Origin of the sequence: Nostoc sp. PCC 7107 (assembly GCF_000316625.1) — a bacterium.
Lineage (GTDB): Bacteria > Cyanobacteriota > Cyanobacteriia > Cyanobacteriales > Nostocaceae > Nostoc_B.
In genome coordinates this window covers 2,970,209-2,993,219 of the sequence record NC_019676.1, presented here as the reverse complement: position 1 = coordinate 2,993,219, position 23,011 = coordinate 2,970,209, and the positions used below count along the sequence as shown (strand labels likewise).

Annotated in this window: 19 protein-coding genes; 9 read left to right on the top strand and 10 right to left on the bottom strand. The window is 39.7% G+C overall.

Translation table 11 applies throughout. The annotated features are described in order from the left end of the window. Nucleotides 1-6: 6 nt before the first annotated feature. On the bottom strand, nt 7-873 hold the full coding sequence (locus NOS7107_RS12740) for a branched-chain amino acid ABC transporter permease (protein ID WP_015113385.1): 867 nt from the start codon (nt 871-873) through the stop codon (nt 7-9). A gap of 189 nt (nt 874-1,062) precedes the next feature. Between NOS7107_RS12740 and hrmK the strand changes: the two genes are divergently transcribed. Both hrmK and larE read left to right on the top strand, forming a co-directional pair. Beyond that, the gene (gene hrmK / locus NOS7107_RS12735; protein WP_015113384.1) at nt 1,063-2,865 is read left to right on the top strand and encodes a hybrid histidine kinase/response regulator HrmK; all 1,803 of its coding nucleotides are present in this window, start codon (nt 1,063-1,065) and stop codon (nt 2,863-2,865) included. A gap of 71 nt (nt 2,866-2,936) precedes the next feature. After that, nucleotides 2,937-3,770, top strand: coding sequence for an ATP-dependent sacrificial sulfur transferase LarE (larE, locus tag NOS7107_RS12730; protein WP_015113383.1), 834 nt, complete (start codon nt 2,937-2,939; stop codon nt 3,768-3,770). 44 nt (nt 3,771-3,814) lie between these two features. Here the strand turns inward: larE and NOS7107_RS12725 are convergent, their stop codons facing one another. Next, nucleotides 3,815-4,177, bottom strand: a complete 363-nt coding sequence (locus NOS7107_RS12725; RefSeq protein ID WP_015113382.1) for a DUF4864 domain-containing protein — start codon at nt 4,175-4,177, stop codon at nt 3,815-3,817. 5 nt (nt 4,178-4,182) lie between these two features. Beyond that, nucleotides 4,183-5,325 carry an SGNH/GDSL hydrolase family protein gene (locus tag NOS7107_RS12720; RefSeq protein WP_015113381.1) on the bottom strand — a complete coding sequence of 381 codons (1,143 nt, stop codon included), beginning with the start codon at nt 5,323-5,325 and terminating at the stop codon, nt 4,183-4,185. 672 nt (nt 5,326-5,997) lie between these two features. Between NOS7107_RS12720 and NOS7107_RS12715 the strand changes: the two genes are divergently transcribed. Next, the gene (locus tag NOS7107_RS12715) at nt 5,998-6,210 is read left to right on the top strand and encodes a hypothetical protein (protein WP_015113380.1); all 213 of its coding nucleotides are present in this window, start codon (nt 5,998-6,000) and stop codon (nt 6,208-6,210) included. A gap of 42 nt (nt 6,211-6,252) precedes the next feature. Here the strand turns inward: NOS7107_RS12715 and NOS7107_RS12710 are convergent, their stop codons facing one another. From NOS7107_RS12710 to NOS7107_RS12700, 3 genes are all read right to left on the bottom strand, one after another. Continuing rightward, entirely contained in the window at nt 6,253-7,158 is a 906-nt protein-coding gene (locus NOS7107_RS12710) for a site-specific DNA-methyltransferase (protein ID WP_015113379.1), read from the bottom strand. Nucleotides 7,159-7,254: 96 nt separating this feature from the next. Then, nucleotides 7,255-8,325: a DUF6745 domain-containing protein gene (locus tag NOS7107_RS12705; protein WP_015113378.1), complete on the bottom strand. Its 1,071-nt coding sequence runs from the start codon at nt 8,323-8,325 to the stop codon at nt 7,255-7,257. Further along, nucleotides 8,312-8,605: a hypothetical protein gene (locus NOS7107_RS12700; protein ID WP_015113377.1), complete on the bottom strand. Its 294-nt coding sequence runs from the start codon at nt 8,603-8,605 to the stop codon at nt 8,312-8,314. Before NOS7107_RS12700 ends, NOS7107_RS12705 begins: the two co-directional genes overlap by 14 nt. A 474-nt stretch (nt 8,606-9,079) precedes the next feature. Here NOS7107_RS12700 and topA point away from each other — a divergent pair, with 474 nt between their 5' ends. From topA to NOS7107_RS12675, 5 genes are all read left to right on the top strand, one after another. Continuing rightward, entirely contained in the window at nt 9,080-11,734 is a 2,655-nt protein-coding gene (gene topA, locus NOS7107_RS12695; protein ID WP_015113376.1) for a type I DNA topoisomerase, read from the top strand. Between the two features lie 312 nt (nt 11,735-12,046). Continuing rightward, complete coding sequence (locus NOS7107_RS29010; RefSeq protein ID WP_015113375.1) at nt 12,047-12,184, top strand: hypothetical protein; 138 nt, start codon at nt 12,047-12,049, stop codon at nt 12,182-12,184. A 24-nt stretch (nt 12,185-12,208) separates the two neighbouring features. Continuing rightward, complete coding sequence (gene aroQ, locus NOS7107_RS12685) at nt 12,209-12,661, top strand: type II 3-dehydroquinate dehydratase (RefSeq protein WP_015113374.1); 453 nt, start codon at nt 12,209-12,211, stop codon at nt 12,659-12,661. A 143-nt stretch (nt 12,662-12,804) separates the two neighbouring features. Then, nucleotides 12,805-13,743, top strand: coding sequence for an ADP-ribosylglycohydrolase family protein (locus NOS7107_RS12680; RefSeq protein ID WP_015113373.1), 939 nt, complete (start codon nt 12,805-12,807; stop codon nt 13,741-13,743). A gap of 422 nt (nt 13,744-14,165) precedes the next feature. Then, complete coding sequence (locus NOS7107_RS12675; protein WP_253274545.1) at nt 14,166-16,661, top strand: HD family phosphohydrolase; 2,496 nt, start codon at nt 14,166-14,168, stop codon at nt 16,659-16,661. A gap of 138 nt (nt 16,662-16,799) precedes the next feature. Here NOS7107_RS12675 and NOS7107_RS12670 read toward each other — a convergent pair whose 3' ends face one another. The 3 genes from NOS7107_RS12670 to NOS7107_RS12660 form a co-directional block, all read right to left on the bottom strand. Further along, nucleotides 16,800-18,041: a DUF445 domain-containing protein gene (locus tag NOS7107_RS12670; RefSeq protein WP_015113371.1), complete on the bottom strand. Its 1,242-nt coding sequence runs from the start codon at nt 18,039-18,041 to the stop codon at nt 16,800-16,802. Between the two features lie 112 nt (nt 18,042-18,153). After that, the gene (gene ubiE / locus NOS7107_RS12665) at nt 18,154-18,846 is read right to left on the bottom strand and encodes a bifunctional demethylmenaquinone methyltransferase/2-methoxy-6-polyprenyl-1,4-benzoquinol methylase UbiE (RefSeq protein ID WP_015113370.1); all 693 of its coding nucleotides are present in this window, start codon (nt 18,844-18,846) and stop codon (nt 18,154-18,156) included. Nucleotides 18,847-18,926: 80 nt separating this feature from the next. Further along, nucleotides 18,927-19,883 carry a response regulator gene (locus NOS7107_RS12660; protein WP_015113369.1) on the bottom strand — a complete coding sequence of 319 codons (957 nt, stop codon included), beginning with the start codon at nt 19,881-19,883 and terminating at the stop codon, nt 18,927-18,929. Nucleotides 19,884-20,125: 242 nt separating this feature from the next. On the opposite strand from NOS7107_RS12660, the gene NOS7107_RS12655 reads away from it, so the two are divergent. Continuing rightward, entirely contained in the window at nt 20,126-21,211 is a 1,086-nt protein-coding gene (locus NOS7107_RS12655) for a RuBisCO accumulation factor 1 (RefSeq protein ID WP_015113368.1), read from the top strand. A gap of 80 nt (nt 21,212-21,291) precedes the next feature. Here NOS7107_RS12655 and NOS7107_RS12650 read toward each other — a convergent pair whose 3' ends face one another. Next, nucleotides 21,292-22,947, bottom strand: coding sequence for a glycosyltransferase family 39 protein (locus NOS7107_RS12650; RefSeq protein ID WP_015113367.1), 1,656 nt, complete (start codon nt 22,945-22,947; stop codon nt 21,292-21,294). Nucleotides 22,948-23,011 lie beyond the last annotated feature (64 nt).

The following is a 23,011-nucleotide window of genomic DNA, read 5'->3' as shown; positions in this document are numbered from 1 at the left end:
TGCTGCTCAAATCGTGCCTTTAAATAAACCTTTAGGACGGATGAGCAGCACCAAAATCATCATCAGCAAGGCAATACCTTGTTTGTATTGAGAACCCAGCCAAATAGTGCTAACTTCCTGAGCAATACCAATAATAAAAGCTGCGGCGATCGCTCCATAGGGATTCCCAATTCCACCTAAAATTACTGAAGCAAACAAAGGCAAAATTAAAAACCATCCCATATTTGGGCGCACAGCTGTGATTAAACCGTACATACTGCCTCCCAAAGATGTGAGCGTCCCAGCAATCAGCCAAGTCCAAAGGATAACTTGCTCAACATTGATGCCCGAAACTCTGGCTAAATCTAAATCATCTGCCACGGCTCGCATTGCTTTACCAATCTTCGTGTTTTGTAGGAGGTAATGTAGCCCTACAATTGCTAAAACGGCTAGACCTAACACTAACAATTGATTTTGGGGAATTTTGACACCAAAAAAATCCCAAGCAGAGGTTACAGGAACATTGTAATTTTGGTTTTTGCCTCCCCAAAGCAAAATAATGCCATTGCGGAGGAATAAGGCTAAACCAATCGAAATAATTATCAGCGTTGTGGAAGTAGCACGAATCAAGCGCATCTTTGACCACAGCAACTTCTCTGATAACAGCATTGCCGCTACTGTTCCTACTACTGCCAAAATCATTGATAGCCAGATATTTACCCCAGCGGCATTTACCAACAAAGTCAAATAAGCTCCTAAAGTCAGAAAATCACCATGAGCGAAATTAGATAACCGTAAAATCCCGTAGGTGAGAGTTAGACCAACAGCAGCTAGAGCAATAATGCTCCCCAAAGCAATACCATTGACAATCAGTTGTATAACTTGTATATCCATGATTTTTAACGAAATAAGTTCCTCTAAATCAATTTGACTTGGGTGATTTATTCAAAAATATTGTTACGTCTGCTACCATAAACAGTAAAAGTTATAGTTTGTGAACAATAAAGATTTGTGAGCTAATATACATAGAATCTTGTTCGCAATTTTGCGCCAGGCTAAACTTGTTCAGCGGTCTAGTTGACCATGCAGCAGTATTCAAGCTTACCAGAACAAAACTCACAGGTAGATACAACGCCAACACTGTTGGCAACAATTCAACAACTCCGTGCGGAGTTATGGTTAGAGAGCAGCTTGAACAAGTTGCAAAGTCGCCTAAATGATTACATACTTTCTGCTTCTGCGTATACTATACAGGCAGAAGCTATAGAAGCAGAGATTTTTCAAACAGTGGTCGATGAACTCGATATTGCTTTGAACAATAGTAGAGTAGCGATCGCTCTACCTCAACCACAAACAAAATTTGCTCAAGTTTGTTATGTTTCTTCTTCTCCATCTCCAGTCATAGAAGTCATGCCTCAAAAAGGCAAAAAACTACGGTTGAAATTGGCGCAGATAATTGAAATTGAAGATTTGCAGCATTTAGCCAATCAGCAACCGCCTAGTGCTTGGCCTTTAAACATTGATTCTGACATTATGGGCTGGTTAATTATTGCTAAAGCACAACGTGAACTGCTAACAACATCACAAGTACAACTTAAATCACAATTATTCACCAGAGTCGCCCAACAGTGTGCTGATGCTCTGACACAACTTAAACAAATACAATCTTGGCAGCAACTCTCTCAAAATATTGGGAGTTCTAATCAAGAATTAGAAAAAACCAATCAACTCAAAAATCAATTTCTGGCTAATACCAGCCACGAAATTCGCACACCGCTAAGTTCTATCATCGGCTTTACCCATTTACTGTTAGCTCAAGGTTACGAACCAACCAGAGAACGCCATCAAGAATATTTAAATATCATTCAGTCTAGTGGCAAACACTTGTTAGCACTGATTAATGACATTTTAGACCTCTCCAAAATTGAAGCCAATCAGTTAGAAGTACAACAAGAAGAAATAAATGTACCAGAAGTATGTCGTAATGTTTTAGCATTAGTCAAAGAAAAAGCTGCTAACAAAGGTCTAAAACTGCAATTAGAACTAGACTCTACAGTTAAAACTTTAATTGCTGACCCCTTACGGCTCAAGCAAATGCTATTAAATTTGCTATTCAATGCCGTTAAGTTTACTTGTAATGGTGAAGTGGGTTTACAAGTTGTACCTCAAGGTGAATTTGTCAGTTTCACAGTTTGGGATACAGGGATTGGGATTTCCAAAACAGACCAAGCGCAGCTTTTTCAACCTTATTTTCAGATTGCTAACTCTGTAACTACTCGTGATGAAGGCACAGGCTTGGGTTTAGTTGTGACTAAGAAACTCGCAGAAATTCATGGCGGTTCTGTGGAAGTAAAATCGGATGTTAACTGTGGTTCGCGTTTTACTATTATCCTTCCTGTTAGACCAGTCACAGAAGTTGAGGAAAATAGGCAAGCTCAAGTAGATGCAGAAGATATTACACCTGTATCTTTGGATGTCATTCCTAGTTCTAACTTCAGCATTTTGTTAGTGGAAGATGATCTACCTAATGGTAAGTTGATGCAAACTTTCCTGGAGAGGTTGGGTTATCACGTAACTTGGATTAAAAATGCTACAGAAATGAGGGCGATTCTTTCACAACAAAAACCAGGACTAATTTTAATTGATATTCAGTTACCAGATGAAAATGGACTGAAGGTAGTGCAGCAACTACGACAGCAGCCTGAATATCAAATGATTCCGGTAATTGCTCAAACTGCAATGGCGATGAAAGGAGATCGCGAAGCTTGTATAGCAGCTGGAGTAAATGAATACATCTCAAAACCTCTGGATTTACCACTTTTGTCGGCTCTAGTAGCTAAGTATATTAAATTACCACTCCAAGAGTCAGAAACTGAGAATAGCTAAAACACAGATTTTCTTGACACCTCTAAAATGGAGTTTGTGGATAAATGTAAAGATTTTGTCAGGGATTCAAAATGAGATTAACTGAAAAACTAGATCAACTCAAAGCTTTATTTGGTGAAATGGAATGCGCCTTAATTGCCTATTCTGGTGGTGTGGATAGCACTTTGGTTGCCAAGATTGCTTATGATGTCTTAGGCGATCGCGCAATGGCTGTAACAGCTGTTTCGCCTTCGCTGTTACCAGAAGAATTAGAAGACGCAAAAATTCAAGCCGCTACCATTGGGATTTCCCATCAAATTGTCCAGACACACGAGATGGAAAACCCTCATTACACAGCAAATCCTGTCAACCGCTGCTATTTTTGTAAAAGTGAATTGCACGATACCCTCAAACCCTTAGCTGTCCAGTTCGGCTATCCCTACGTAGTAGATGGGGTGAATGCTGATGACTTACACGATTATCGTCCTGGAATTCAAGCCGCCAAAGAACGAGGTGCGCGATCGCCTTTAGCAGAAATTGGTGTGTCAAAATTAGAAGTCCGCCAACTCTCACAACAGCTTGGTTTACCTTGGTGGGACAAACCTGCTCAACCTTGCTTAAGTTCCCGCTTTCCTTACGGTGAGGAAATTACAGTAGCTAAATTGCAACGAGTTGGTAGAGCCGAAATTTATCTACGAAAACTCGGATGGGAGAATTTGCGTGTGCGTTCTGAAGGTGATACCGCACGTATTGAATTAGCGCCAGAAAAAATCAAAGATTTTGTTTTAGCAATTGATCTACCAATTCTGGTTTTTGCATTTCAAGAATTTGGCTTTATTTACGTCACTCTCGACTTAGAAGGTTATCGCAGTGGCAAGTTAAATCAAGTTTTACACCCGAATTTAAAAGTTACAAATCAGATTTAACTTACAAACACTTTTGATGTTTAACTGATTACTGTTTACTGACATTAAATAATTTCCGCTTCTACCGATACTAAAATGCAACCGTTGATTCTCCAAATATCATCAAGTTGCTGTTCCATAAAATATAATGCCCTCAACGGTACACCATGAGGACTCAGCAACAACACAGGCTGAGTAATATTGTCTTGAATAGTAGTAATTTTTTCAAAAACAACTGAGCGAGGACGGTAGACCGCCGGGTAATTTAGCATTACCATCCGCATAAAGCTTTCTGGGGTTGGAAATTGTGCTTGAATTCCTGGACTAGCGAAAGTAAAAGCCGTTTGAGCATCATCTTTTTGAAAAGCTGCTAATTGGCTTTCAATTACAGCACGGATGGCAATAGTATCACTATCATTAATTTCCATACATTTTAAAACTGCGATCGCAACCTATCATATTCGCGCTGAGTCAGCCTATACTCGACTTGTTCTAGTGCCGAGCGCCAAACATCATACCCCTCTTGGGAAAGATGTAACCCATCTGTGGTTAACTCTAAACGTAAATTGCCTTCAAAATCCGTAAACCAATCATGAATATTTAAATAATTAGCTCCCTCTTGTTTAACAATTAGAGAAAGTTGAAAATTCAGCCGACGAATTCTGCTATTAGAAATTGTTGGTAAGTTTGTCGGCAAAATTGATTGCACAATTATCTGCGTTTTTGGGTGTTCCTTTCGCAAACGGCGAATAATCTGGCGGTGATTTTGCAGAATAGTTTCATCTTTTACCCCTTTGCGTAAATCATTAATCCCCGCCATGATGTAAATAATTTCTGGTCTGGTGGCTGAAAAAGCTGTCAATCTTTTTAAAATTCCACTCGATGTATCGCCAGATATACCTTGATTTAACCAGAGTTTACCACTTGGGAGTTTTTCCGGGGGAAACCACAAACTTAAAGAATCCCCAACCATAATACTTAGATGATTGTTACCTTGACCCTTGGTAACAGCTTTAGCTTCTAAAGCTAATAAACTTTTCCAATCTTCATAAGTTAATTGGCGCTGTTTATTCGACTCGGCAAAAGATGGGGAATCATCATATCTACGTGTATAAATTTGACCAGTTTTCAAAGCTGCTAGTCTTTGATAATACAGTTGATAACCAGAGGTTAGCGGCAGATTTGGTGATTGAGAGCTACGATTAAATAGCGATTCTATCGGTGCTAAAAATCCTGGTTCACTAATTGCTGGTAAAGATTCATCAAGACTGGAGACATTGTTAGCCTCAACTATCAACGGCGAATTTTCTGATGAAATATCAACACTGGGAATAGTTTTTTCACTCAGTTTTGAGTGCGAATTTTTTATATTTTGTAAAACTTGGTAGCGAAATTCTGGTAATAATGTATCAATACTGGTAGGATTTTTTTGATCTACTGTTAACAGCGAATGATGTTTTGAATTCCACAGGTAACTAGAATTTACTGGCAATATGTTTGACAGAGGTGGAAACGTCGATGCTGGTATTGCCAATCCTGTTAACAAGCCCATTGCCAACAGATAATTGTGCCTCATCGCTTTGTATCTCCCCATACTTAGTACTTTCCCTTATGACAGCATTTGTTACCTGTATTCAGGATGAATTTCTCTCGGTTAAGTTATTATTTTTATTTACACTGAGTAGTACTGTAAAGCAGTTTAACAAGATTACATTTGGAATTCATAATCTCTTTAACGCAACTTTTTCTAAAAACAGAAGTTTCTGAGTAATTGCAATGACTTTACCACAGCATTACAGGGCTTCTAGAAAATAGTTAATTGATTATGTTAGCTTTTTGCAGATACTTTATATTGTGACTTAATTAGTCAATATATTTACTGTAGCTTACGATGTTTTATCTAAGTATATCAATATTTTAACGTAATTAAATACACGTAAGTTGATCATATTACTGGATGAAAGTATTCTGCCTAAGTGTTTCTTCAGGGAGATGTATTTAATCAGGCTGTTAGAGGTTTTGCCAGCGATCGCCATTTTTATACTGAGTTAAAAATTTAGCCACAAATAAATATATACTTATAAATTTAAAAACGGGCTGCAAATACAGCTAAAAATAAAGGTAAAACCTATTTAAAATAGCGGAGTTACGTTTAAATAAGTAATTATTCTTTTGGGTCAAGTTAAATCGAATAACAGATATATAGAACAACTTAGAGGGAAATGCTAAGATTTAGGCGGTGTCTTGAATGTTATATATTTGTTCTGTGGCTAGAGCTAGTACAGCGATCGGTGTTAGTCCGATTATTAAGGAGATTGTGCAAAAACAGGCACATTCAACTCGTTTAACTCTCAAAGAAGTCATCCTCATGGGGATGTTAGCGATCGATAAGCTTGACGATCAAAACCGTCAAGAACTGGCAGATCAGGTTCATAAAATGCAAGTAGATGGAGAGATTTAAGTAAAAATTAATAAGTTTTAACTTAACTCTCAATAGATTTGGCTACTCAACAAACCGAAAACGACTCCCCACAACATAATCCTGATTAATTTCCAAAGAAATCCATTGGCGTTTTAAAGTCTCAGCTACAAAACCAGTTGTGTTGGAACCAGCAAATGGATCTAAAACCATATCTCCTTCATCAGTTAAAAACTTGATGAAAAATTCAGCAAACCCCTGAGGGAACCGTGCCGGATGGGGCTGAATTCCTCCAGCTTTACAGCGACGTAAATAAAGACTATTTGACTCTGTGTTAGGAATTTCTAATAAATTTGGTGGAATTGCACCTTGATTATCTTTTTGAAATTTATCCGAAATTTCATGTCCACTGGGACGTATTTTAGCTGTATAACCATTTTTGAGTAATCGCTGCATACTCTGGCTATAAGGCTTTAAAACTTTGCGATTGTCTGCTTTAGGATTTGGTGTTTTTGATAACCACCAAACAACATTAACCGCATCTTTTACCCGAATTCTTCTAATTGTCACCCACTCAGCGGGGGTAGGTAGTCTCGCTGGGTTGTAATGGTAAAATTCTTGCGCTAAAAAAAAGCCGACTTCCTTACACAATCTCAGCAACAATTCGTATTGATAAAGACTCCGTACAGGATTCCCAGGAAGATAAGCACCACCTAAATCTAAAACAAATGAGCCATCATCTGCCAGTACTCTTTTGAATTCCGACGCAAAAGGTAGAAACCACTCAATATAATTTTCTGCACTCTCATTGCCATATTCTTTTTTGCGAGTCAAAGCAAACGGCGGCGACGTCAAAATTAAGTTAACACTGCTGTCTGGCAAAAACTTAATTAGTTGCAGAGTATCGCCTAAATAAATTGAGCCGTAATTTTGAGTGTAGTAAGGTGTAAGATTAACAGATTGTGGTGTATTTTCTGATTCAGTTGCCAAGATTGATAAATATTAAAAACAAAATTACCCATCTTTAGATTCCCGACTTCTTAAAGAAGTCGGGAATCTGCATATTCACGAATAAAATAACTACTTTCAAGTTTCTATTATAAAATCATCTGGCTCAAGCCCCCAATTTATCCAGCGAATCGCTTCACGGGCTGATAGCATATTTGGGGGAACACGTAAAACATGAATAAAACCTGTACTTGGACAAGTCATTTTTAATAACAAAATCGGTTCAATATCAATAAAATCATTATCAATTATTAACAGAGTATAACCAGCCCAATTATCTAATTCAATAGCTTGTAAATCTTGGCAAATGCGATTGTAACCTATACCTTGAATCAACACGCGCCGCAGTTCAGCATTGGTTTCTGTTAATAACCATTGGGCTTGCCATTGCTGTGGATGAATCCTACCGTATTTTTCAGGTAAGGTGACACCGTGATAAGAGTAAAGGCTATAGCCATCAGCATATTCAATGGCTGGTTCACCTTCTGCGTGAAGGCGATTTTCGTTATCGAAGCGAATGTGAAGCGGGCGATCGCATATAATTGCTATATGCTCATCAGGAAAAATCCAACCACAATTTTTAACTAGGTTTTGTAACACAAACCAATTTTGTTGAGATAAATCACAATTTATCTCAGATATACAAAAATCAATATAACTAGCAACATTAGCCCAAGACTCTGGTGCAAAGTAACTTACATCAAAAGCCTCAATATCTAGTTCTTCATCAAGAATATAAAAGTGTGGATGCAGTTCTTTTAATATAATCCAACTAAGTCTTTCAAAGATATCATCTAATGGATTAGAAATAAATTCTTGTATAAGAAAAATTGACAGTTCTTTGTTAAGGATTTGAGAGCGTATGTAATTTCTCTTTTCCGTCAGTATTTCCCCTTGGATTGTGTAAGCTGTTTCATTGAATTGAGACTTATGTAATTGCTGGTTAAATTCTTTTAAAGCAGCATAAGGGCTATCAAAAAATACAATCTGCGGCTTATCGAAGCCCATGATTTTATAAACAGCTTTCACAGCTTCAGCCGCTTTCTCTCTATCAATCCTTTCAGTAGAAAGCGCAATTTGTCGCCACTTCTCTCGATAAACTGGAATCAAAGCCTCTTGCTCAGGCGTGAGTTTTTCAATCTGCGACATATCGCCAACCTTCTGGTTCATACTCACGCTGAATTTTGACTAACCAGTTACCTTGGGGGATAGGAATCGCCTGATGTTCTTCGTGGGTTAGCAATGCTATTTCTGACAAAACGCACAGATAGAGAGTGCTATCCTTTTGCGATAGTTCTGCCTGTCCCTGACTAATTCGATGCTTGTGTCCTGTCACTTCCCCTTCTGCCAAAGTTAAATGAGGTAGTTTTTGCCCATCAACTTGCTGTACAGGGAGTAAAATAACATCACCTTGACGAATCGCTTTCATAGTCTTAACTCTCGGCAAACAGTAATGAACACTACTTCGTTTTTCATCGCAATTTTGATTTAATTTTGGCACAACCTCAAAAATTCTAGAGGGAGTTAGTAGTATGCCTACGAGAAAAGATACTGAGTATTAATCCACTCTCACCTTATTTGTGTATATCCAGCCCCTAAAACCTATAAAAAGTATCGTATTAGTACACTTCTTAGTACACTTCGACAGTATTTTGCTAACTATAGTCGCCAATTTGCCCTAGATAAGTTAAAGATTGAAATAGTTGGAAATTCAGATCCAACGTTTCTTTATCCTATGCTTTAGGAAAGACTGCACCTGAAGTTTGGCGATTTTCGCATTAACAGGCAGTTTGTGTAAGGATGAAATCACAGCCTCCAAGCTCGAAATTTTCTCTTGACATTTTGCAGAACTTGCCCCAACTTGACTGTTTAGCTTAACAGCTATCTTTTTTTTAAAATTTCCATGTCAACTCTCGTCATCGTCGAATCTCCCACAAAAGCTCGTACCATTCGTAACTACCTGCCAAAGGACTATCGGGTAGAAGCATCTATGGGTCATGTCCGTGACCTACCCCAGTCAGCAAGTGAAATCCCCACCACTATCAAAGGTGAAAAATGGGCGCAGTTAGGGGTAAATGTAGACGCAGACTTTGAACCGGTGTATGTTGTCCCCAAAGACAAAAAGAAAATTGTTACCCAGCTGAAAGATGCCTTGAAAGAGGCAACTGAACTCATCTTGGCAACTGACGAAGACCGCGAAGGAGAAAGCATCAGTTGGCATTTATACCAGCTGCTCAAGCCCAAAGTTCCCACCAAGCGGATGGTGTTTCACGAAATCACCCAAGAAGCGATTAAAAAAGCTTTGAAAAACTGCCGCAATATTGATGAGCAGTTAGTCCGCGCCCAAGAAACACGGCGGATTTTGGATCGTTTGGTTGGTTATACACTCTCTCCCTTGCTGTGGGAAAAAATTGCCTGGGGATTATCTGCTGGGCGTGTACAGTCGGTAGCAGTGAGGTTATTGGTGAAAAAAGAACGCCAACGCCGAGCCTTTCATGAAGGGACATATTGGGATTTAAAAGCGTACTTAGAACAGGGCAAAGCACCGTTTACATCCCAGTTAGTCACCTTGGGCGGTACGAAAGTAGCGAACGGTAGCGATTTTGATCCCAACACCGGGCAAATTACGGCAGGGCGCAATGTTGTGTTGCTGAAAGAAGCGGAAGCTGTAGCCCTCAAAGAAAGACTGACAGGCAAAACCTGGAATGTCTCAGATATTGAAGAACGCCCAGTTACCCGGAAACCTTCGCCACCGTTCACCACTTCAACCTTGCAACAAGAGTCAAACCGCAAGCTACGCCTTTCAGCACGAGACACTATGCGGACTGCTCAAAGTTTGTATGAACAAGGGTATATTACCTATATGCGTACAGACTCGGTGCATTTGTCAGAACAGGCGATCGCAGCTGCCCGTGATTGTGTAGAAAAGCTTTACGGTAAGGCATATCTTAGCCCCCAACCCCGGCAATACACCACCAAATCTAAAGGCGCACAAGAAGCCCACGAAGCCATTCGCCCAGCAGGTAGCACCTTCCGCACGCCCCAAGAAACAGGTTTAAGCGGTCGAGAACTGGCTCTCTATGATCTAATTTGGAAGCGTACCGTCGCTTGTCAAATGGCCGACTCCCGTCAAACTCAAATTACTGTGCAGTTGCAAGTTGAGGATGCAGGTTTTCGTTCCTCTGGTAAACGCATTGATTTTCCTGGTTATTTACGCGCCTACGTCGAAGGTTCTGACGACCCCGAAGCCGCACTAGAAGACCAAGAAATTATTTTGCCAAACCTGAAAGTCGGAGATCATCCAACTTGTAAAGAACTGGAAGCAGTTGATCACGAAACTCAGCCGCCAGCCAGATACAGCGAAGCAACTTTGGTGAAAACCTTAGAAAGTGAAGGTATTGGTCGTCCTAGTACCTACGCCAGCATCATTGGCACAATCATCGATAAGGGTTATGCCCAATTGGTGAGTAATGCCTTAATTCCCACTTTCACCGCCTTTGCCGTCACCAGCTTACTAGAAAAACACTTTCCTGATATTGTCGACCCCAGCTTTACCTCCAAAATGGAGCAAACCTTAGACGATATCGCTGACGGAGAAGTTAACTGGCTACCTTACCTCCGAGAATTTTATCTAGGTGACAAAGGTTTAGAAACCCTAGTTAGAGAACAGAAAAGTCAAATTGATGCGACTAAAGCTAGAACCGTAGAACTAGAAAATTTAGCAGCAAAAGTCCGCATTGGCAAATATGGGCCTTATATCGAAATGGATAATGGTGAAGGTGTCATCACCGCCTCCATTCCTAAAGATTTAACGCCTGCTGACCTCGACCCTGCACAAGTTGAAGTCTTATTGCGGCAAAAAACAACTGGCCCTGACGAAGTTGGTCGCCACCCAGAAACAGGTGAGCCGATTTATATCAAAATTGGTACTTACGGCCCTTATGTCCAATTGGGTGACAAAACAGAAGAAAATCCTAAACCGAAGCAAGCCTCAATTCCCAAAAACGTGCCGAAAGAAAATGTCACTCTAGAAATAGCTGTGGGTCTTTTAGCGCTTCCCCGTGCCTTGGGAACCCATCCAGCTACTGGGGGTAAAATTCAAGCTAGTATCGGCCCCTATGGCCCTTACATAGTTCACGACCAAGGGAAAGAAGGCAAAGACTACCGCTCGTTAAAAGCAGCGGACAATGTTTTAACAGTTTCTTTAGAAAGAGCATTGGAATTGTTATCAGAACCGAAAAAAGGCCGGAGTTCTACTAACAGCAAATCCAAAGCCGCGTTACGGGAATTAGGAAACCATCCAGAAGACGATTCACCTGTGAATATCTACGATGGCCCTTATGGCCCTTACATTAAGCATGGTAAAACTAACGTGAGTGTGCCAGAAGGACAGTCGGTGGAAGATATGACACTATCTAAAGCTCTGGAATTGTTAGTTAGTAAAACTTCATCATCTAAAAAATCTACCCGCAAAACCAGCAAAACAACTAGCTCAGGAGCTAAATCAACCACCAAGTCATCCAAGACTGCGGCAAAAAAGAATGACTCATCAAATTAGTTATTAGTCAAGAGTCAAAAGTACATAGTCCATAGTCTAGAAATCATAACTAATCACAAATGAATCTTGACCATTGACTAATGACCTTGACTATTTCCACGACATACCCATCCTTAGCTAAATGCAGTTCATTAGGTTGCTGATGTGATACTCTAAAAAGTAAGGGAAATCACAACTGGAAATTTTCAAAATGGCTAACGCCAGTAATCCAAAAATCTGGATTAGCCAATTTAGCAGCAAAACGTGTAAGACAAAGCCAATTTCCGCATGGCTTTTAATTACAATAGGTAGTAACTCAGGAGCGGTCAGTTCATGGACTATATAGAAAAGGTACTGGAAAAGCTGAAAGAGATGGCACGCAAGTTGATTGAAGCCCTGCTTGGGCCTGAAGCGGAACCGGAACCGGAACTGATTCCGATTCCTGTCAATGAACGCTCCCGTCGTCGTTAAACTTGAAGGGACTGAAAATTGAGGGTGCAACCTTTAAGCATTTTGGTACTGCATGGGCCAAACCTAAATTTGCTGGGACAGCGAGAGCCAGGAATTTATGGTGCTGTAACTTTGGCTGAAATGAACCGTTTATTGCAAGAAAAAGCGGCACAGCTACAAGCAAGTGTTTTTACCATGCAGTCTAATCATGAAGGAGCTTTGGTAGATGCGATTCATGAAGCTTTGGGTAAATACCAGGGAATTTTGATTAATGCTGGAGCATATACACATACAAGTTTGGCACTACGGGATGCGATCGCAGCAGTTAATTTACCCACAGTTGAAGTACACCTCAGCAATATTTACCGTCGAGAAGATTTTCGCCATCATTCTTATATAGCCCCTGTCGTTATTGGACAAATCAGCGGTTTTGGCGAACAAAGTTATCTGTTAGGCTTACAGGCTTTAGTGCATCATTTGCAAAAAAATGAAGTATAGCAAAGTGCTGAATACTGAGTATAAATTCAGTTGTTGCAAGACTTGAAGCAATCAACAATGTCCTAACTGGCTTGGCGGTTGCTATATAAATTGTTAAGGCTGAAATTTTAGACTTCAGATTTCATACTTCATACTTCAAAAATATGCGCTATTCACTGTTCAGTCGATTTAGAGGTACTTTACTAGGTGCTTTATTAGGTGCAAATTTAGCCAAGTCTGGAGAGCAAACACCTCAAGCTTTCTCTGAGATTGGCAAATTAATGCTTCTGGGGACTGAAAGTCTCATCGCATTAGGCAAATTAGATTTAGATGACTGGAAACAGCGTCAGCAAAAAGAACTGCCTAACTTAAATCTTAGTAAGAGTATCATTTCAGAAATTATTTTAGCCACTTTACCAGTGGCACTTTTTTTTCATGAAAATCCACTAAAATTACGATCTCAGTTGTTATGTACGTATCAACTTTGGGGAGACGACCCAGTTATACGAGATGGTATCTTAGCCGTAGGATATATAATCGCTCTATCTTTAACCGAAAAATTAAATCCTCAAACCCTCATACCTCAAATAATTAGTTTTGTTGGCGAAACACCAACAGCATTACCAAAAAAATTATTACAAGTTAATGATTTGTTAAATAAACATGCTGGTTTAGAAAAAGTCAAAGCACAGTTAAGTACAGAAGATAAAACTAGCAGTGCGATCGCCATAGCATTTTACTGCTTTCTGAGTACCATAGAAGACTTCCGTTTGACAGTCTTGCGGGCAAATCACAATTCACTAAGAATTTTACCTGCGCCAATTATCGGTGCGATCGCAGGTGCTTTATCTGGATCTTACAACAGTACAGCTGGAATTCCTCCTCATTGGGGAGTTCTGCACTTATCAACCGATAACTCTACTGGGATACTGGCAAATTATTCACAAATGTTAGAATTGACCGATGCACTTTTAGCTGTATGGTCAGGAGTGTATAATCTATCCCTACATTCAAAACAACTCCCCCAAGAAGGATATATGATCCTTGACAAACAAAATTCTGTTTCTGTCTTTGCAGCGCCACGAGTTATTCGGTCACGTTAATCCAGCATCAAACAGTAATTACTACTAATCAATCCCAGCAACACTAACACTGATTGTTTTTCTAAATTTATTTCAATTTTTACCTCCATCTGATTCTGTAAGCAGATATTACAAATTATCTTGGTCAAATACTTCCGACTCAAGCTTAAATGTTTATTAAAAATTTTGTTCTGACCTATTAAAGTCAGCAGCCAAAGGTAATGAAAAAGCAGCCATTTTTTCAGTCCTTAACCCAGCAATTAACTGACTGGCGGCGTTCTACAGCTAGATGTCACTCAGTGCGTTGGCTAGTTAAGAAACGTCAAAATAGCCAAAGGGGCTGCGGCCAACCTCAAACAAATATTCTCAATAATTTTCCTTTGTTTTTGTGCAAATTCAGCCACCATAGCAAACAACATAAACGAGCAACGGTATCCAGATCAATGGCAAAATCGATCAAAACTCAGACTGGAATGATTGCTGTCGGTTTAAGCTGGGTACATGAACAACGTTCTTCTGTGGTTTTGGCGATCGCAGTTGCATCTCTGACAGGTGTGCTAGGTCATAAGTTATACAACCAACCCCAACTGCAAATAGGAGCCTACGCACCACAAACTTTCAAAGCCCCCTACTCTATCGGTATTGAAAATAAACAACAAACCGAAGCTAGACGTAAAGCTGTTAGTAAAAGTTCTACATCAGTGTTGATGGTCGATACTTCGACCACCGCCAAGATTAACCAACAATTGCAACAACTTCTCGACCAAGGTAATGAAATTCGCTCTGTTGCTGGGTCTTTTCCTTTTTTGGACACCGCAGCTTTATCCTTACCTACCCAGCAATATTTACGTGCTTGTTCTGACTCCGAATGGAAAGCACTACTAGCAGCCATCGAAAATCAGAGTAAACAGAAATTAGAGCTTTTACCAAAACATCAAACTAGGCAAAGACATAATTCTGCCAAATATCTTCCTTTATTTCCATCAGCAACAGGTTCACCCATTGAGCAAAACCAGTCACTGATTGAAGAACCTAATTCTCTCAATCTCATCCAGTCTCCAGCTTCTGAGCAACCTAAACCTAGTAATATCACTCAAAGTAAAGACTTCCAACTAGTAGTAGGAGAGTTAGACGCTTACCGAATCACCACCTCAGCACAAAACTTACTGTCATTGGTGCAGCAAATATCTCAAGTACGCCAACGATATATCCAAGCAAAGGCGCAACTTTTACAGTTAGAAACTGCTAACCCACAAACAATTTATCAAGAAACTGTCATCTTAGATTTATCAGATGATGATTGGTCATCTACATATACACAGATTCGCCAAATTGCTGATCGCATCTTGACTCAAGGTATTCCAGAAGGACTACCAGATCAGATTTTACAAAAGGCAGTAAGTATACATATTCAAGATTTAGTGCCAAAAGATGCTGAAGTTTTAGCATCGAAGCTGTTATTGACAGTCTTAAAACCCAATTTAAAAAAAGATGAAGCAAAAACTCGCATCCAGGCTCAACAGGCAGTGGAAGGAGTTTTACCTGTAATCGTAAATGTGAAGCAAGGCGAGGTAATTGTCCGTAAAGGACAAAAAATTACTGATTGGCAGTTTGATGTATTAGAAGAGTATAAATTAATTCGCCGGGAAAATAATTGGCTGGGGTTGACGAAGTTAGCAGTCATAATTACAGGTGCAATCGGGATTTTTGTGTGGGTAGAAAAGCACAACAAGCATCGATTACGACAACGAGATCGCCTATTAATATTGCTACTAACTTTGAGTACACCTGGCGCGATCGCAATGGGGATAGTTCATACTACCTGGAGTGCCGTTGGTTTATTATTAGGGAGTTTTTATAGCCCGATTTTGGGTACAACAGTTATTGGGCTTTTGTTGCTAGTCATCCCTACAAGTTTAGAAGTTAGTAAAATAGCCTTGGTAGCTGGTGCAACTGGAAGTATATTAGGTAGTTGTATTGCCCAAAGATTGCGATCGCGGGAAGAATTAGCAATATTAGGTGTAGCTATTGCAGCAACTCAAGGCGGCCTTTACTTAATTTTGAGTTTATTCTTTGGTGGAGCATTTAGTATAGGCTGGTACATGGTCTTTCAAGCAGCCGGATTATTTACTTTATCAGGTTTAGCTTGGAGTATCGTCGCCTTGGGCGTAAGTCCCTATTTAGAAAAACTCTTTGATTTAGTTACTCCCATTCGGTTGGCTGAATTAGCTAACCCCAATCGCCCTTTATTAAAAAAACTTGCCACAGCAACCCCAGGAACCTTTCAACACACCTTATTTGTAGCTACTCTGGCCGAAGCCGCGGCGAAAAAATTGGGGTGTAATGTTGAATTAGTTAGGGCTGGGACTTTATACCACGATATTGGTAAAATGCACGATCCTTTAGGTTTTATTGAAAACCAAATGGGCGGGCCAAATAAACACGAAACAGAAATTCAAAACCCTTGGAAAAGTGCCGAAATTATCAAAAAGCACGTTAGTGAAGGGTTAGTGATGGCACGTAAACATTGGTTGCCAACTGCAATTCAAGCGTTTATTCCCGAACATCAGGGTACAATTCTGATTGCTTATTTTTATCATCAAGCACAACAGCAAGCTCAAGCCGACCCCAGTATAAAATTAGATGAAGCGGATTTTCGCTACGACGGCCCAATTCCCCAGTCACGGGAAACGGGAATTGTTATGTTAGCAGATGCTTGTGAAGCCGCACTGCGATCGCTCAAAGAAGTTACACCAGAACAAGCTTTAACTACACTCAATAATATTCTGCGTGCCAGATGGCAAGACAATCAACTACAAGAATCTGGATTAACACGCGATGAAATGACGCAAATTGCCCAAATTTTTGTCGAAGTTTGGCAGCAATTCCACCATAAACGCATTGTTTATCCCAAGTTAAAGGTTACTAATGAGAAATGAGCTAAATAGTCAAATCACCACCTACAAAATTTTTTGAGTGGGGAAGATATTCTGCCTGGGTTTATCTTGGATTTAGCTCAAATTTTGAGTTAGGCGATCGCGAAGCGTGTCCGAAGGACTCTCGCTTCAATTTTACATTTATAATGACTGCTGACTCAAGATTAAAAATACCGTTTGGAATAAACCGACTACAAAACCTAATACTCCTCCTAAAGTGACGATCGCCTGTAGTTCATTTTTGACAATTCCCTCAATCGCTGCTTCTAAATCAGCAGGAGAAGTTGATTTCACACGATCAATAATTACTTGGTCGATTGACAAGATAGGAATCACTTGCGCCACAATCGCTTCTAAATCTTTTTCTAAATAACGTTCTAAAATTAAAGCTAATTCTAAGCTGACAACTTCTAAAGAAGAACTAACAACAGGTGAAGCACTCAGTCGATTCAACAGCAGTGTAGCAATATTTTCCCAATTCACAGAATCAGTGAATCCTTTTAACAAATCACTACCACTTGTTTGAATATATTGGCGGACTGTTTCGCGGGTGGTTTTACGTAACTGTCTGACTGTACCAATTGGTAAGTTTTGTAAAGACAAATTCTGCAAGATTTTTTTCAGGCGATCGCGCACTTGCAAATCCTGCGTTAATTCTTGCAAACGAGCATTAGTCGCTTCTTTCTCATCTAAACAAAACGTTCTCAGTCGGGTAAGACTATTACGTAAACCAAACAAATTAGCTACTACCCAATAAGTTCCACTGGTTTTTTCCCGGAAGCTTTCATCAATAATTTGAATTGTGCGATCGGTTAAAAAATCAATTATTGCCTGACGCAACATATCTGGAGGTAAAACTGTCTGCAATAACCAATCAGCTAAACGCGTAGCTTGTTCATCAGTTAGTTGTAAATCTAGCAATATTTGATCAAAAATTTGATTTATTTGTGCTTCTAAAAAGTCTTCCCGCCTTGCTAAAACTTTTAACAATCGTGGTAAAGACTCGCCTAATAAATCACGCAAAATCCCTGCCACAATTTTGGCACTTTTTTGGTCTTTATCTGCTTTAATTTGGTCAATTGCTAAACGTAACAACCACAAAATAGCTGATTGGACTCGCTCTGTTTGTAACAAGCGCCGAGCCAGATTTTGTAATTCATTTGGGGTTAGCAACGACCCCATAATTGTACTCGAAATATTTTTAGCCAAACGTTCCTGGTTGCGAGGAATCAAACCAGGAGTGAAAGGCACGCGTCGTCCACCAATATAAATTGCTTGGTAAGGACGAAATAACATTTTGATGGCTATATCATTTGTGAAGTAGCCAATTACCCCACCCAATATTGGGGGAGACACATAAAGCCAAAGATGAGACCAATCCACAGGATTTTGGACTTGCCAATTTTGAATTTGAAGATTTAGATCAAGATGTTAGTTTCTGGATAACTTTTGCTTCTTTGCCAGCAGAGCCAATCCCAAATCTTCCATCTCTTATCTAAAATTTACTGACTACTAACACTCCCATCATACCGTTCACAATGGGGTAGTGTGTAACTGATGCAAAACCAGCTTGCAGGGCTAGTTCTTTTTGTTCGTCTCCTCTAGGGAAACGATCTAAGCTGGGGCTAATGTAAGCATACTGTTCTTTTAAGCCCAAATTTTCAGCCATTGGTACAACTATAGAATCCAAGTACCATTGTTGAAAAGCCCGTAATTGCTCGTTATTGGGGCGATGAAAGTCTAAAATTGCCGCCCTAGCACCTGGTTGCAAAACCCGGTGAATCTCTCTCAGGCTTTGGAGAATATCCGTCACATTTCTTAACCCATAACCCATTGTCGCCGCATCAAATTGGTTATCCTCAAACGGCAAATTGAGGACATCAGCTTCTACCCAAGTTACGGCAGGCTGGGGATATTGTTGTTGAGAGCGTTCTTGAGCAGTTGCGAGTAGGTTAGGTGAAAAATCTACGCCATACACTTGTCCTGTATTGCCAACACGCCGTGCCAAACGCAACGCTAAATCACCACTCCCACAACACAAATCAATACAAGTGTCACCGGATTTAGCACCACTCCATTTAATAGCCATTTCCTTCCATATCCGGTGTTGTCCCAGACTCAACCAATTATTTAGCTGGTCATATACTGGAGCAATACTGTCAAAAATGGCACGAATTTCTTGATTCATTGGTCATTAGTCATTAGTCATTAGTCATTAGTCACTAGTCATGAGCCAATGACCAAGGACAAAGGACAAATGACTAATAACTACAAAGTTCCTTGATAGCAACGACTGCTAGTCAGAGCGATCGCTACTAATTGAGCCGATAAATTAATCAGGTTCAGTTCATCTTCTCGCAAAGAGCAAGGTTGTTGCCATTGGAGTGACAACACACCTAACATACCATTGCGGTAGGTAATTGGGATAACTAAATGTGCTTGGACACCTGTATCTTGATAGTGTGATATACCAGCAAGTTTAGGCTCTTTAGCCACATTTAAAGCTGTTTGGACTTTTCCTGTAGCGATCGCTTCACTTACCAAGAGGTCTTTATCTAGCCAGTTGATAGTAGTAGCAGTACGGCTATAAGAACCTTGAACCTTCGCTAATTCATTTCCTTCCACCAACTGCAAAATACAGCCATCAGCAGTGAAACTATCACTAAAGGCTGTAGCTATTGGTTCGAGAATTGACTCTAAAGTATCTGCGGCTTGGGTGACTTGCACTAACACAGACAATAAGGCCATTTGAGCATTGGCGCGGCGTAATTCTTCTGTACGTTGTTTTAACAAGTCATAGGTTTCTGCTGCTCTTTGGACAACTGCCTTCAGCTCTCCTGGATCCCAAGGCTTGGTGATATATTTGTAAACTTGTCCCGCATTAATCGCTTCTACTAAATCTTCAATATCAGTAAAGCCAGTGAGGATAATCCTGACTGTATCGGGAAATTGCGGCACAGTTTTGCTCAGAAACTCCGTACCTTTCATTTCTGGCATTCGCTGATCGGAGATAATAACGGCTACTTCTCCTTCTGTTGCCAAAACTTCTAGAGCATTGATACCGCTATCAGCTTTTAAAACATGAAAGTCGCGCCGAAAAGTCCGATAAAGTAAATCGAGATTATCTGGTTCATCATCGACTACCAATATTTTGAGTTTTTTTGCTCTTTCTAAAGTAGCTGTTTGCCGACGACTTGCATTTATTTCAAGCGTGGGATTATCCATGAGATAATTCCTGTAAATAATTCACTATATTGTTATATTCCACACCAAGCTTAATTGATTTATGGTGCGTAAGCCTTGCGTGAAGGTACTGATCAGTTATAACGCAGAACTTGTGTGTACTATAGATAACCTATAATTTTGTTTGACGGTAGAGTGATAGATAGTTCGCTGTTAAAGATTAGAATAAGACTTGCCGATCAGATATCGGTACTTTTCTCTAGTTCAAGCTGCCACTCCAGATTATGACTGACTTACCACCCAACGCTCAAAACCCTGATACCACCGGCAACGACAATGCCCAGGAGTTATTGCGTCAGCTGAGGCAAAAGCAAGGTAATTGGGTGGAATGGGGAATTGCGATCGCCACTTTGCAAAAGTCTGGACATAATCCCCAAGAAATTTTTGAAGCCACCGGATTTGAGCCAATTCAACAAAATCAGGTAATGGTTGGCGCTCAAGTTTACAATTCTATAGAAAAATTTGGCGCATCAGCAGCGACGCGATCGCACTACGCTATACGAGGTAGTGATGTTTTATATGAATTACGCCTACTCACCCACGAAGAACGGGCGGCGGCGGCGGAATTGACTTTTATTCACAAAGTTGATTTAGATGGGGCAAGAGAAGTCGCCAAAGCAATTAAAGATTACTCTTGGTTACGCAATTTACCAGATGGGTTTTCAGCTCATGTTGGGGATGCAGTGGCTTACCAAGCATGGAAATTAGCCCGGCAAAATTCTGATTTGGCAGAGCGATCGCGTTTGATTGCCAAAGGACTGCGTTTTGCTCACTCTGACTCAGCCCGGAAGCAACTAGAACAACTCCTGGTTGATTTTACTGTCGTTCCTAAGCGTCCGGCTCCCCTGTTGCCCTTTTATCGTTTTGACTCAGAAGATGAACTCCCGCGCATTCTACCTGTAGTGGGTAAGTATCCCTTAACACCACAAGATTTACAGGCTGTACCGCTAATTACAGCTAGTGAACCATTTCAAATAGTCAAGTTTGCCGGAGAACAAGCTTGGGTTCCCTTACCGGGTTGGCAAGTGCTGTTAAATGCAGAAGATCCAGTGGTAGTTTTGGCAAACAGCGATCGCCTTCCCAATCAACCGAAAAACAGGCAAGAAGAAATATTAATAGTTATCGATCGCGCACAAAGAGAATGGGATGCTTCTAGTTATTTTGTTGTGGAGCAAAATGGGGAATTAGATATTCAATGGTTAGAAACTGAACCAGAGATTTCCATCCTAGGAAAAGTAATTGTCCTGGTGCGTCCCAAGCGAATTTTTGATGAAGAAGTCACCAAAGAACCTTGGCTGATTGACGAATAACAAACCACGGAGGCGCAGATAACACAGATAAAACCGCTGTTTACCTCTGCGCTAACCTCCTCGTACCTTTGCGTTTTAAATCATTTTTTCCCACACCGATAAAGTTGATAAGGAATTCCAATTCTATAATGTTGTGTAGGGTCTATATTACAAACTGTTTGCCCAGATAAAATTACTTGCTGTTGATAATCACGTCGTCGCCAGCCAGGAGCCACTATCCATAAATTTAATTTAGATGTATCAGGAATAGCTAATTGCGAAAGTTTTTGCCAGAAAGGAATTGCACTAGAGTTTTGATTAATAAAGGCAAAATTATCTAATTTGTTTGTATCTCTCAGTGGCTCTAAAGCTAAAGCAAAACTTAATCCTAGTGCCACATCTTGATAACTGCCATATCCTGTAACCAACATGGCTGGGATAGATGGCTCTAAATTCATATTTAGAGCCACTTTTTCTGGGAGAAAAGGCTTTTGAAAAGCTAGATTATTAACAACAAAAATGCAACTAATAATGCTAATAATTAAAAAACCAGGAATTAACTTTTTATTTTTGAAACTATAATTAATCCCCACTGCTAACAGAACGCAAAAGCTGGGGTAATAAACAAAGTTATATCTGGGAACAACAGTAATATCTTTACCGAAGAAATAAATAATAATTAAAAATTCTAAAATTACGAAAAAAGTAAACGTCAAAAGCGTATTTGTCGCTATATTAGTTTTACTATCTAATAACAAACCTCGTAATCCGGAGAATACTTGATTTGCTAACCAAACAAAAAATAATACCATCAGCAATACACTAATAATTGCTACTGGTAGAGGCTGATTTTCTACAGGTAGAGCAATTGTCATCAACACCCAGTTAATCAAAGTTTGATATAACGGTGAAATATAGTTAGGAGTCGGCAACCAATTTGTTTCGTTACGCTGAATATGATTGAATATTCCTAATATCCAGGGAATGAAACTAATGAAAACTGTAGTGCTAGAAATAAAGAGAAATAACCAAGTTTTCTGGATAATTAAAATATTTAACTTATATTTGTAAATTAGTAAGATTAAAGTAGCAATTTCGGCAATAAATGCTAAAGCAAAAAAATAGTGAACATAAAGCCCAATGCTATTAACTATTGTCCACAGTAGCCAAACCGAAAAACTAAACTGCGATCGCCTAAATATATCCTGCTGAATTTGAATTAGTCCTAACAACGACAAAGTAATCAGCAACATTGGTGCAGTATAGTGTCGTGATTCTTGGGAAAGGTACACAGCAAAAGGTGAAGTCGCCATAACTAAGGCTGCGATAATTCCCGATGACCGAGAAAAAGCAAGGCGATTTAGCCAATACATCGCCGGGATTGTAGCGACACCTAATAAAGCAGGAAGCGATCGCAATTTTGCAATCCACTCTGTTCCTAAAGGAGTCATCCAACTTAGCCACTGGTACATCGCACAAAAAAATAAGGGTGGATGGGTCGACTGTGTATTAACATTAGTGGCGATTTGTGAACAACTCACACCAGGATTAAAAGTAAAAATTTCCTGTACGCGTTGTAGAGGAAATAAGACATCCAAAGGTAAATCATGATAATTTTTGCCTAAACTAAAGATAGAAGTAATTACTTCATCCATCCATAAAGGTTTTAAATCTAAATGCCAAAATCGCAAAATAGCGCCGAGGGCGATCGCCCCAAATAAACTGACATAATGTAGAGAAATTCTGCTATTTATCATTATCGAGATATGTAAAATTTTACAACAAAGGTAAATAAATACAAACTATTATTCGTCTTTATAG